The following is a 12325-nucleotide window of genomic DNA, read 5'->3' as shown; positions in this document are numbered from 1 at the left end:
CAAATAGTTTTATGAAAGCCCCTTCGTGAAAGAATTAACTAGGTTAAAAGCCATCCAAAACAAAAACTTGTTCTAAATTATAAAAACAGTAATAATATGCTCACAATTAAGCATATTTATTATCGAAATGTTAACTTCAACTATTAAAAGCAAAAAATGAAGAATTATATACTAGCGGCAGTGCTCTTAGGCTTAGCCACCACTGTAAAAGCCCAACAAGAAATTAGTTACGAAGTAAGTTTCCCCAATGCAGTACACCACGAGGCCGAGGTGAGCATGACTATCCCTAACGTGCCTGCAAATGTGCCGCTAAAAGTGCGCTTTGCCCGATCTTCGCCCGGGAGGTACGCTACGCATGAATTTGGCAAAAATGCCTATAACCTTAAAGCTTTTGATGCCAACGGCAAACCTTTAGCGCTAAAACAACCTGCTGGCGATGTTTTTGAAATTGCAAAACCCAGTGCTAAAGTAAAAATCACCTACACCATTTTCGGCAATTGGATAGATGGCACCTATTCGGGTTTCGACGAAACACATGCACACATGAATACCCCCGCGGTTTTTGCTTTTCCTATTGGCATGGACAAACGGGCCAGAACCATAAAATTTAGCTACGCAGGCAAGGCCGGTTGGAAAGTTGCCACCCAACTTAAACCTCTAGGCAATGGTATCTATTACGCTAAAGATTTCCAATATTTTATGGATAGCCCCATAGAGATTTCTAATTATAAAGCGGCAAGTTTTGAGGTTAAAAGTGCCGACGGAAAAACACAGACAGTTCATTTGATGGCGCATTCTGAAGATGACGAAATGACCATTTTTAATTACACCAACATGCTGAAAAAGATGGTGGAAGAACAAAAAGCGGTTTTTGGCGAAATGCCAATCTTTGATTACGGCCATTACTATTTTTTGCACTGTGTGCATCCTAGTTACGCTGGCGACGGAATGGAACACAGAAACTCGACTGTAATTGTACAGCGCACCCCTAAAATTGCAGGTTACGAAAGTAGTTTATTGGGCACTTTCGCTCACGAGTTTTTCCATGCTTGGAATGTAGAGCGCCTGCGCCCTAAAACTTTGGAGCCTTTTAACTTCACCCAGTCGAACATTAGCGATGAACTTTGGATTGCGGAGGGTTTTACGCAATATTATGGCAATTTAACCTTAAAAAGAGCTGGTTTTAGAGACTTAGAAAACATCACTCGAGTTTTTAGTGGCTTAGTAAACGCTGTAAGTAACATGCCAGGAGCAAAGAACTTTTCTCCTGTACAGGCAAGCAGGTATGCTGTATTTGCAGACGCAGGTGTAGCTGTTGACCAAATGAACAAACAAAATATCTTTACCTCTTATTATACCTATGGTGCTGCAGTAGCTTTGGCTTTAGATTTACGTTTAAGAACCGATTTTAAACTTTCGTTAGACGATTACATGAAAGCACTTTGGAAAGCTTATGGCAAAACCGAAATTGCTTACACCATTTCAGACTTAGAAAAAACGTTGGCGAGCCTTACCAAAAACCCTAGCTTTGCGCAACAGTTTTTTAAAAACTTTGTGTATGCTACCAAAAAAGAAGATTATGCTGCTTTATTATTGAAAGCAGGCTTGGTGTTACAAAAAGAAAACCCCGGCAAGGCCTTTAATGGCATGGGGCGTTTAGAAGAGCGTGAAGGTAAAATGCTGGTTCCCGCAACTTTGGTTGGCTCTCCGGCCTATATTGCTGGTTTAGACCTTAACGATATTATTTTAAAGGCCGATGGCAACGACATTAAAAGTGCCAAAGATTTTGAAAGCTTAACCGCAAAACACAAACCCGGCGAAACAATTGAAGTGGTTTATAGTAGAAAAGGCGAAGAAAGAACTACTAAACTAACCTTTGCAGAAAATCCATCGTTAACATTGCTGCCCATTGAAAACACTGGAGCAACTTTAACGGCAGAAATGAAAGCCTTTAGAACAAAATGGTTAGAAAGTGCGGTGAAGTAATTGAATGGTGGAGTAAAAAATAAAGATGATTGGCATGAACGCTAAAAATCTAAACAAAAAAAGAACTAACTAAAAAACAAATAAATGAAAAGGACCATATTTGCAATGGCATTAGCAGTTACCTCATTAACGGCAAGTGCGCAAAACATTGACAAGGTGATTACCAAAGATTACGTAGATCACTTAATTAAAACCCTAAGCGCTGATGAAATGCAAGGCCGTAAAACATTTACGCCCGGCATAGAAAAAGCAGCTACTTTTATCGAGAAAGAATTTGCTACGATTGGCTTAAAGCCCTTAGACGGTGCACAAAATTACCGCCAAACTTTCTACAAATATCAGTTAAAACCAATTTCGACAACGGTTACCATAGACGACCAAACCGTTGCCGATGAGAACATCTTAGTTTACGGCAACAAAGCAGAAAATCTTTCTTTTAACCAAAGCAATAGCGATGGCTGGATAAAGCTAGACGAAAACAGGGATTTTATGAGCCAGTTTAGGACTTTAGCCCGTAGCGGCAAAAAACAAGTGGTTTTGGTTGATATAAAATTTGTTGATGCCTTTAAGCGTGTTAAAGGAATGTTAGGTAGAGAAGCCATTGTTGACGAGGCCGAAATGAAAAGTGGTAAAAGTGCGGCAGTGGTGTTTGTGTTAGACAAAGACACCGTGAGCAGCGGCTTTAACGTAGCTCTTAAAAACTCGGTAAAGCAAATGCCTTTGTTTAACGTAGCAGGTATCATTCCGGGTAAATCTAAAGCCAAGGAGTTGGTTATTTTTTCGGGCCATTACGACCATATGGGCATTGTGCCTGCAAAAAATGGCGATAGCATTATGAACGGTGCCGATGATGATGCTTCGGGAACCTCGGCGGTAATAGCTTTGGCCAAATACTACAAAAAACTGAACAAGAACGAACGTACCTTAATCTTCGTAGCTTTTACCGGTGAAGAAATGGGAATGCTAGGTTCTAAGTATTTTTCTGAGCAGTTAAATCCGGATGAAGTTGCAGCCATGTTTAATATCGAGATGATTGGTAAAGACAGCAAGTTTGGTAAAAACACGGCTTTCATTACCGGCTACGATAAATCTGATTTGGGTAAAATTCTACAGAAAAACCTAGCAGGTACCGAATTTACCTTTCACCCAGACCCCTATACGGCACAAAATCTATTCTATAGAAGCGATAACGCCACACTAGCAGCTTTGGGCGTACCTGCACATACCATTAGTACAGACCAGATAGATTCTGATCCGCACTATCATCAAGTTACCGATGAGTACAAGACCTTAGATGTGGACAATATCTTATCGACCATTAAAGCTATTGCCAAAAGTGCGGTAAGCATTATTAGCGGAGCCGATACACCTTCAAGAATTCCGAAGTTGAAGTAGCCACCTAGCTTCCTGAAGGGAGATGCCCACAGGACAGAGAGTTTTACAACGCTCTCTCCATCACATAATCATTCATATAGAAACCGTTGCCAATATTAACGTCAACGGTTTCTTTTATTTTAAAGCCAGCTTTTTCGTAAAAATATTTGGCTTTATTGTTTCTATTCACATTTAGTTGTAAAAACTTTGCACCTTGTTTTTTAATTTGATCTACCACCTCGTTCATTAAGATTTTACCTACACCTTTGCCCTGCATTTTAGGTCGCACATACAATTTGTGTAGTTTAAAAGTTTGCGTTTCCGAATTAATTACCGAAAAACCTGCAAAACCAACATCGTCTTTTAAATCAGAGGCGATTAAAAAAGTATGGCCCTCTCTCAACTGATTAAGCAGCTCGCCTTGATTGTACATTTTATCCAGCATGAAAGTAATCTGCTCTGCCGAAATAATATCGTCGTAGGCAGTAGGCCAAGTTTGTTCGGCCAAATTGCTAATGATTGGTAAATCTTCTTCTTTAGCTTTTCTTAGGTAAATCATTTTTTAAGGGGACAGGTATCAGTTAAGTAGTAAGTAGTAGGTTTTAAGTCTTTGTTCCTTATTCCTTGTTCCTTCCTCTATTACAACAACTCTCCAATAAACAAATAAGGCGCTTGAAAACGGAAAGATACCAAACCATCTTCTACCACTACAAATTTACCTTCATCTTGTTGCATTAAGTTGTCTGCTTCGAAATAAGCAACAATATCAATCAAGAAAATAGTGCCTGCTGGTTTCCAAATGCTAAAATTATTTTTTATGGCATAGTGCTTGCCCTGCTCGGTAAACAGCACCAGGTTAATAGCTGGCAAATAACAAGTTAAATCATCGAAACTGCTAAGCTTACTAATGATATTTACGGCTGGATATTTTTCCTTTACCAAAAACTCCATCACATCTTCCATTCCATTTCTTTGTTGTGGAATAATGCGCATATTTTCTTGCAGTGTAACTCCTACATCCAAATTTCCCACTACTACATCAACCTTTAAACCCAGAGAAACAACTTTTTCGTATTCGCTAGCAAGCACAATTAATGTTGGGCTCCACTCTAACAATTGCCCCAGGTGCTCTTCGTTAAAATTTGCAAGCTCGTGGATATATAAAGCAGGCTCTTGTTTTTCTCTTACAATATGATGTGACGACATGGCTTCTAAGTTAAAGGTAAAAAGTGAAAAGTAAAAAGTTTTCAGTTAACCGAACATTTCAACTTTCCAACATTAAGTGCTATCTTAGGATATGAGCACAAGTAAATTCGAAATATCAAAAGAAAGTGGCCCACATTTAAAGCTACTTAATTTAGTAGGTACCTGGGACGGCACCACTCGTACTTGGTTTGAAAAAGATGTTTTAGCCGACGAATCTGTAACCAGCAGTAAAATTATTGCCTTACTGAACAAAAGATTTATCCGTTACGAATACCGTGGTATAATTAATGGTAAACCACACGAAGGCTTAATGGTTTGGGGCTACGATTTAGGCAACGAAAAATGCGTTTGCAGCTGGATAGATAGCTTTCACATGGGTACTGGCATTATGTTTTCTGAAGGTGACGAAACACCTAATGGGTTTTCGGTAACTGGAAAGTACGACAATTTAGAATGGCCCGAACCTTGGGGTTGGCGTACAGAATTGGAAATTGTACGTCCCTATCAGTTTATTTTACGAGCTTTTAATATATCGCCAGATGGCGAAGAAGTTAAAGCCATTGAAACCATTAACCTAAGAGTAGAGCTTTAGCAGCTGTTAGCTGTTGCGGAGCGAGGAGGCTAATCGATTAACCATTTTAAACAGTTAACCGATTAACCTAAAAACTTACTTTTTATCTGCTGCCACTTGATTAGCTCTCGTTTGCTGCATCGCCATCATTTGTTTCATCGTGTTGTTCATTCCCTCGGTACTACCGTCTAAGAAAATTACATTGCCTTCGCTGTATTCAGCAAATTGTTTGATGGCTTCTGTCCACATGGTAAATAAAATTACCGAGGTATCTAGGTTAGCTTGTTGCATTTCGTGGGCAGCATTGGTCATTCCTTTTGCTACTTCTTCTCTAAACAAAGCAATACCTTGTCCGCGTAGTTGTGCCGCTTCACGTTCTGCCGTAGCCGCAATTTTAATGGCATTACCATCAGCTTCGGCTCCTTTAGTTTTAGTAATTAATAAGGCCTGACCTTCGTTTTCAGCCGCAGCTTTTAAGTTATTCGAAGCCACTACTCTGCTCATAGAGCGCATAATTTCTTCATCAAAAGTGATGTCGTTTAACTGCAAATCTTGCAGGTGGTAGCCCCAACTTTCTAACACTTGATCTATTTGATGTTTTACATGCTCTACAATTTCATTACGCTGTGCCAATACATTTGCTTGCTTTTGTGTAGCTACATAAGCACGTATTGAACCTTCGATGGTACGGATCAACGCCTGCATCAAGTTATTAGAATCCACAAACTTAAAGGCTACGTTTTTGATGGTCTCTTCATCGTGGTTTAATACCGAATAAAGCAACATCGCTTTAAAATATACATTGGCTTGGTCTTGCGTTACCGCCTGAAAAGAAAGTTCTACCGAACGATTTTGGATAGAAATTCTGGAATGAATTACCTCAATTAATGGGATTTTTAAGCTTAAGCCCGGACGTAAAAGTCGGCGGTATTTACCAAAAATGGTAATTACAGCAATGGTACCTTGCTTAACCGTTACAAAAGAACTGAAGAGAATAATTAGCGCAAATGCTAGTACGCCATAGCCGAAATAATCCATATCATTTAAAGTTTGATAGTCAATAATACTAAAAATAATTACTAATCGCTATCATTAATACATTCTTAGCAGAAAGAAAAACAAAAAAAGCTAAACAACTGTTATTAAATTTACTTTAACCAACTATCATGAACGTAAAAAGAACTTTCGGCACTATATTAACCATACTTGGTATTATTGCCCTTATTTACTGTGGCTGGGGATTTGTAAACCATAATGTTGGTAGTCGCGAACTAATTGTTGCAGGCATTATTGGCCTTATTTTCTTTGTTTCGGGAATTGGTTTAGTAAAAAACACCAAAGATGTAGCTTAACAGTCTTTATTTATTGGCAGATTTTTTCTTTTGCCTAATGATAAGAATTTGTCCCACCGCAACAACGGCGCAGCCAATAATGATAATCAGTAACGATTTGGTACGCTCAGGATTTAGATACAACAGATACAAGGCATATATTGCAATTGCAAAAGCAATTACTCCAATTATGTAATGTAAGATAAATTTATTCTTCATTTTAAGGATATTCTATTGTTTTCAAATTTAAGCTGATGTCCTTTAAAATCCGCATCTGTCAGTGCTTTAATTCTCTTAAACGCCGCTTTAGTATTGTCTAAAGTCAGTCGGTTAGTGTTATCCTGTTTTACAGAGACTACATCGGCATAAAGGAAATCGCCTTTAGCGTTTAATTTAAGTTGCAATAATGGCGCAAAACCGTTTGGCCCTTTTAAACTAAACATGCCATACGTACAGAAATTGCCCAAACTATAAGCAATAAATTTGTTCTTGTAAACCTCTACCGCCCTGGTTACGTGTGGCCCATGCCCCAAAACTACATCTGCCCCAGCATCTATTACGCCGTGCGAAAAAGCATAAACATTTCCTCTATTTTCCTTATAAAACATTTCTATTTTGCGGGTTACATGCTCAAACCTGGCGCCTTCTCCTCCGCCATGAAAAGATACAATTACAATATCGGCTTGTTTTTTCAATGCAGCCACTAACAATTTAGCGCTATCAATTTTCCTAAGATCAACCGTGTTTTCGTTTGGTGCAAAGGCTATAAAGGCATACTTCACACTGCCGATGGTAAACAGGTCGAAAGGTTTATTCAATTGCCCTGCATAATGTATTTGTAGCGAATCTAAAATCTTTGCCGTGTTTTTTCTTCCTTTATTATTGAAATCTCCAACATGATTATTGGCCACACTCAGTACATTAAAACCTGCTTTTTTAAAGATACCTGCATAACGATCTGGCATTCTAAAAGCATAACAATTGTTTGGGTTGATGCCTTTACATTTGACAGAATTTCCCGAGTTTAAAAAGCATCCCTCTAAATTACCGAACACAATATCTCCTTTTAAAAAACTGTCAACCGCTTTGAAACTGTTCACCGCATCGTCTGGTGGTAAATTTAACTTGCTCGGAAAAGCAGAACCCAACATGATATCGCCTACGGCAACAATGCTTATGGTATCTTTCTTCTCCATCACTCTCGAAGGAGCGGGCTTTTCCAAACTATCTATAGCAACCGCCTTTTGCGACGGCTGACCTTGGCAGCTCATGAAAGTACAAATGATTGCGAAAGCGACAAGCAGTCCAACAAGTTTCTTCATTTTATCCCAAAAAAAATCCTCCCCAAAATGGGAAGGATAATAACCCCAACCCCTCAAGGGGCTTAATATCTAAATGTACACTGCAAACCGTTTACTATATTATTCTATTACTCCAGCGTCGCTTGGTTCTAAAATTCTGCCACCTTTGTAAAAATAGCGACTGTAATAAGGCTCATTCAAATTGCTAATTACTACACCTCTGGTACTAGATGCGTGAGCAAAGCGATTTTCGCCCAAATAAACACCTACGTGAGAGATGCTACGGCTTTTAATCTTGAAGAAAACTAAGTCGCCTTCTTTTAACTCGTCTTTAGACAATGGATCTACCATGCTAAAAATATCTCGGGAGTTACGCAGAATACTGGTATTAAATACCTTATCGTAAATAGCTTTAGTAAATGCAGAGCAGTCAATTCCTTTGCTAGTGTTGCCACCAAAACGGTAAGGAGTGCCAATCCACTCGTAAATAAACTTGTATAATTTAAGGTTAGAAGTTGCGTTTACTGCAACACCCATTACTTGCGAGAAATATTGCGAAGCTAAATTGTCTGGATCTTCTACTTTGGCAGCTTCTTTTTTTGTTTGGGCAATAGTTACCGAAAAAGCCGAGAGAACAATTAAGGTAGAAAACAAAAACTTTTTAATCATGTTATACTATTAAGTTTGGGTAAAAACAACACTTACACTTAACGTAAACCAACTAGGGCTTATTGTTAGCGCCACAAAACTAAGGCTTCATATTGTTTTATCCAAGAATAAAGTGTTAAAAATTCAGCGTTATTAACATTTCCCTTGCTCCAGCATCAACCTTCGGCTCTTTTTATAAGATTATCTTGCAGCGTTACACGCTATCTTTAGCAAAGATAAAAATTAGGTTAAAGCCCAACTATACCAAATAAAATTTCTGTTTTGAAAGTCTTTGAGTTTCGGCAAATCATCATAAAACCAATTTGTAAAATTTACCATTTCTAAAAACGGTATAAAAAGCAGTACAGCAATAGGTTCAATTAATACTTCATGATGTTTTTACATTTGTAGATATACAAAATCCCAAGAAAATAAACTAGATTTGCTCTCGTAAATAAAAATTTATCATCAAAACATGAGTGCAGTAGAAATTAATAAAGATACTTATTTGAAGTGGTTTGAATCGATGTTGCTGATGCGCAAGTTCGAGGAAAAAACTGGTCAACTTTACGGTCAGCAAAAAATCAGAGGTTTTTGCCATTTATACATTGGTCAAGAGGCCGTAGTTGCAGGAGCGATCTCTGCAATGCAAAAAGGCGATTCGATGATTACTTCATATAGAGATCATGCTCATGGTTTGGCATTAGGAATGAGTGCCAACAGCATTATGGCCGAAATGTATGGTAAAGTAACTGGTTGTTCTAAAGGTAAAGGTGGCTCCATGCACATCTTCAGTAAAGAGCACGATTTTTATGGTGGTCACGGTATCGTAGGTGGTCAAATGCCGCTAGGTGCTGGTATCGCTTTCGCAGAAAAATATAAAGGTACAAACAACGTAAACATCTGCTACATGGGCGATGGCGCTGTTCGTCAAGGAGCGCTAAACGAGTCGTTCAACATGGCGATGTTGTGGAAATTGCCAGTAGTTTTTGTTTGCGAAAACAACGGTTATGCCATGGGTACTTCGGTACAACGTACCACTAACATGATGGACATCTACAAAATTGGTTTAGGTTTTGATATGCCATGCGCACCTGTTGATGGCATGGACCCAGTTGCCGTACACAATGCAATGGACGAAGCAATTCAACGTGCTCGTGCTGGCGAAGGACCAACTTTCTTAGAAATGAGAACTTACCGTTACAGAGGTCACTCGATGTCAGACCCAGCTAAATACCGTACCAAAGAAGAATTGGAAGAGTACAAAGCAAAAGATCCAATTGAGCAAGTAAGAGAGGTTATCCTTAAAGAAAAATATGCTGATGAAGCTTGGATTACCGAAATTGAAGAAAAAGTAAAAAGTATTGTTGACGAGTCAGTGAAATTTGCTGAAGAATCTCCTTGGCCACAACCAGAAGAACTGTTCGACGATATCTATGTTGACACCAACTACCCTTTTCAACAAGTTTAATTTTTAATTAATCATATCGTCATGCTGAACTCGTTTCAGCATCAGTTAAACAGACCCTGACCACGCAGCAGCTACGAAGCAAAACGAGTTAAGGGTGACGAGGAGACAAAAAGACAAGCATTCATAATAAAGATAGAGCAATGGCTGAAGTAATTAATATGCCTAAAATGAGCGACACCATGACCGAAGGGGTTTTGGCAAAGTGGCACAAAAAAGTAGGCGATAAAATAAAAAGTGGCGATGTTTTAGCAGAAGTTGAAACAGATAAAGCAACCATGGACATGGAGTCTTATTGGGACGGCACTTTATTATATATTGGTGTAGAAGAAGGTCAAGCTGTACCAATTGATGCCCTAATGGCAATTGTTGGAAAAGAAGGCGAAGATTATAAAGCCTTATTAGAAGAATCGAAAGGTGGCGCTGCAAAAGCAGAAGAACCTAAAGCTGAAAGTAAAGAGTCAGAAAAATCCGAAAGTCCGAAAGAAGCTGCTCAAGGTGGTGGTTTAAGCGAAGCAGAACTTTCTGCTAAAGGTATTACGGTAATCCGTATGCCTTTGTTAAGCGATACCATGACCGAAGGTGTAATTGCTGAATGGCATAAAAAAGTAGGTGATAAAGTTAAAGACGATGACATCTTAGCTGACGTAGAAACTGATAAAGCGACTATGGAAGTAATGGGTTACGCTACTGGAACTTTATTGCACGTTGGTGTACAAAAAGGCGAAGCCGCTAAAGTAAATGGCATTATTGCTATTGTTGGTCCAGAAGGAACTGATGTAAGCGCTATTTTAGCTGGTGGCGATGCTCCTGCAAAAGCTGAAAGTCCAAAGACTAAAGGCCAAAGCGAACAACCAGCTGCAAAAACTGAAGCACCAAAAGAAGAAGCTGCTCCTGCGGCAGTAGCCAACGCTAATGGTGGTCGTATCATTGCATCGCCTTTGGCTAAGAAAATTGCAAAAGATAAAGGAATTGATTTAGCACAAGTTGCTGGTAGCGCAGAAGGTGGCCGTATCATTAAGAAAGATATCGAAAACTTTAAACCTTCAGCTGCTCCTGCTGCAAAAGCTGATGCTCCAGTTTCATCAGAAAAAGCTGCTGCGGCTCCAGTAATCCCAACGTATGTTGGCGAAGAGAAATATACAGAGAAACCAGTTTCGCAAATGCGTAAAGTAATTGCGAAACGTTTAGGCGAAAGTTTATTTACAGCGCCACATTTCTACTTAACTATTAGTATTGATATGGACAACGCAATGGCGGCTCGTACGCAAATCAACACGGTTGCGCCTGTAAAAGTATCTTTCAACGATATCGTAATTAAAGCGGTCGCTGTAGCATTGAAAAAACACCCAGCGGTTAACTCATCATGGGGTGGCGATAAAATCCGTTTCAACGAGCATACTAACATTGGTGTAGCTATGGCTGTTGAAGATGGTTTATTGGTTCCTGTAGTTCGTTTTGCTGACGGCAAGTCTTTATCTCACATTTCTGCTGAGGTAAAAGAGTACGGTGCTAAAGCAAAAGCTAAAAAATTACAACCATCAGATTGGGAAGGCTCAACTTTTACCGTATCTAACTTAGGTATGTTCGGCATCGATGAGTTTACTTCCATCATCAACTCTCCAGACGGAGCAATTTTATCTGTAGGCGCTATCCAAGCAATCCCTGTAGTTAAAAATGGTGCTGTAGTACCTGGAAACGTAATGAAATTAACTTTAGGTTGCGACCACCGCGTGGTTGATGGCGCAACTGGTGCAGCTTTCTTGCAAACCTTAAAGCAATTGTTAGAAGCTCCTGTTACGTTATTAGCATAAAAATCTCTCTTTCGAGAATAAATACAAAGGCTTCCAATTTTGGGAGCCTTTTTTATAAAGCCAAACAATGAATTCTAATTTAATATTTAGTCTAATTTCCTCAGTTGCACTTATTGGTTTAGGCTTTTACTTCAAATATGCCAACGAAAAAGCCAACGAGCAAAAACAAATGGTAAACGGTTACTTTAAAAAAAATTGGTACATTTTTGTCGTGGTGGGCATTGCTTGTTTATGTATCGATATTTATCGAATATTGAAATAAAAAAGCAAAAGCAAAGCTAATATTCAAGCAAGTCCCGCTTTCGCTCATAGTCCTCGTCTCCGTTGTATTTCGGCTGTGAGCTAATCCGCTCAATCGGGTTTAGAATGGCAAAACCTGCATTTCATGCTCCCCCACAACATGGGCCAAAAATTAAATAATTAGCCCACGTTATTTTTATATGTACAAAAAAGCTATTTTTTGGCCGATGTTAATTACGGTTATTTTTAAAAATGATATTAATATTTACAGGTTGGGTTTGGTGGTGACACCAAACTATAGCTATGGGCTGTAGGCGGGTTTCCCCACCCGCCTATGTATTTATTCTTATTGAAATTTAAACAGTTTCTCAGTTTTATAGAAGCTT

The 12325-nt window shown here is 38.9% G+C and carries 13 protein-coding genes; 7 read left to right on the top strand and 6 right to left on the bottom strand.

Going from position 1 to position 12325, the window contains the following annotated elements:
* The first annotated feature begins 156 nt into the window (after nucleotides 1-156).
* Together B3I52_RS14775 and B3I52_RS14770 are read left to right on the top strand one after the other, a co-directional pair.
* Nucleotides 157-1986, top strand: a complete 1830-nt coding sequence (locus B3I52_RS14775; protein WP_293302659.1) for a M61 family metallopeptidase — start codon at nucleotides 157-159, stop codon at nucleotides 1984-1986.
* Nucleotides 1987-2070: 84 nt separating this feature from the next.
* Entirely contained in the window at nucleotides 2071-3381 is a 1311-nt protein-coding gene (locus B3I52_RS14770; RefSeq protein WP_293302656.1) for a M20/M25/M40 family metallo-hydrolase, read from the top strand.
* Between the two features lie 43 nt (nucleotides 3382-3424).
* Here the strand turns inward: B3I52_RS14770 and B3I52_RS14765 are convergent, their stop codons facing one another.
* Entirely contained in the window at nucleotides 3425-3919 is a 495-nt protein-coding gene (locus B3I52_RS14765; protein WP_293302654.1) for a GNAT family N-acetyltransferase, read from the bottom strand.
* An 80-nt stretch (nucleotides 3920-3999) separates the two neighbouring features.
* Complete coding sequence (locus B3I52_RS14760) at nucleotides 4000-4566, bottom strand: thiamine pyrophosphokinase (RefSeq protein WP_293302651.1); 567 nt, start codon at nucleotides 4564-4566, stop codon at nucleotides 4000-4002.
* Nucleotides 4567-4657: 91 nt separating this feature from the next.
* Here B3I52_RS14760 and B3I52_RS14755 point away from each other — a divergent pair, with 91 nt between their 5' ends.
* The gene (locus tag B3I52_RS14755; RefSeq protein ID WP_293302650.1) at nucleotides 4658-5158 is read left to right on the top strand and encodes a DUF1579 domain-containing protein; all 501 of its coding nucleotides are present in this window, start codon (nucleotides 4658-4660) and stop codon (nucleotides 5156-5158) included.
* A 75-nt stretch (nucleotides 5159-5233) separates the two neighbouring features.
* Here B3I52_RS14755 and B3I52_RS14750 read toward each other — a convergent pair whose 3' ends face one another.
* Complete coding sequence (locus B3I52_RS14750; protein ID WP_293302647.1) at nucleotides 5234-6175, bottom strand: SPFH domain-containing protein; 942 nt, start codon at nucleotides 6173-6175, stop codon at nucleotides 5234-5236.
* A gap of 128 nt (nucleotides 6176-6303) precedes the next feature.
* On the opposite strand from B3I52_RS14750, the gene B3I52_RS14745 reads away from it, so the two are divergent.
* The gene (locus B3I52_RS14745; RefSeq protein ID WP_293302645.1) at nucleotides 6304-6489 is read left to right on the top strand and encodes a hypothetical protein; all 186 of its coding nucleotides are present in this window, start codon (nucleotides 6304-6306) and stop codon (nucleotides 6487-6489) included.
* Between the two features lie 6 nt (nucleotides 6490-6495).
* On the opposite strand, the gene B3I52_RS14740 is transcribed toward B3I52_RS14745, so the two are convergent.
* From B3I52_RS14740 to B3I52_RS14730, 3 genes are all read right to left on the bottom strand, one after another.
* Entirely contained in the window at nucleotides 6496-6687 is a 192-nt protein-coding gene (locus tag B3I52_RS14740) for a hypothetical protein (RefSeq protein WP_293302643.1), read from the bottom strand.
* Nucleotides 6684-7790: a CapA family protein gene (locus tag B3I52_RS14735; protein ID WP_293302641.1), complete on the bottom strand. Its 1107-nt coding sequence runs from the start codon at nucleotides 7788-7790 to the stop codon at nucleotides 6684-6686. Before B3I52_RS14735 ends, B3I52_RS14740 begins: the two co-directional genes overlap by 4 nt.
* 99 nt (nucleotides 7791-7889) lie before the next feature.
* On the bottom strand, nucleotides 7890-8438 hold the full coding sequence (locus tag B3I52_RS14730) for a C40 family peptidase (protein ID WP_293302638.1): 549 nt from the start codon (nucleotides 8436-8438) through the stop codon (nucleotides 7890-7892).
* Nucleotides 8439-8892: 454 nt separating this feature from the next.
* On the opposite strand from B3I52_RS14730, the gene pdhA reads away from it, so the two are divergent.
* The 3 genes from pdhA to B3I52_RS14715 all read left to right on the top strand — a co-directional run bounded on the left by pdhA (nucleotide 8893) and on the right by B3I52_RS14715 (nucleotide 11961).
* Nucleotides 8893-9888 (top strand): pyruvate dehydrogenase (acetyl-transferring) E1 component subunit alpha, encoded by a 996-nt coding sequence (gene pdhA / locus B3I52_RS14725; protein ID WP_293302636.1) that lies wholly within the window; start codon nucleotides 8893-8895, stop codon nucleotides 9886-9888.
* A 140-nt stretch (nucleotides 9889-10028) separates the two neighbouring features.
* Complete coding sequence (locus B3I52_RS14720; RefSeq protein ID WP_293302633.1) at nucleotides 10029-11699, top strand: 2-oxo acid dehydrogenase subunit E2; 1671 nt, start codon at nucleotides 10029-10031, stop codon at nucleotides 11697-11699.
* Between the two features lie 67 nt (nucleotides 11700-11766).
* Nucleotides 11767-11961 carry a hypothetical protein gene (locus B3I52_RS14715; RefSeq protein ID WP_293302630.1) on the top strand — a complete coding sequence of 65 codons (195 nt, stop codon included), beginning with the start codon at nucleotides 11767-11769 and terminating at the stop codon, nucleotides 11959-11961.
* Nucleotides 11962-12325: the final 364 nt, after the last annotated feature.

Origin of the sequence: Pedobacter sp. UBA4863, from assembly GCF_002399615.1 — a bacterium.
Classification (GTDB): Bacteria; Bacteroidota; Bacteroidia; order Sphingobacteriales; family Sphingobacteriaceae; genus Pedobacter.
This window is presented reverse-complemented; position numbering and strand designations above follow the sequence as displayed.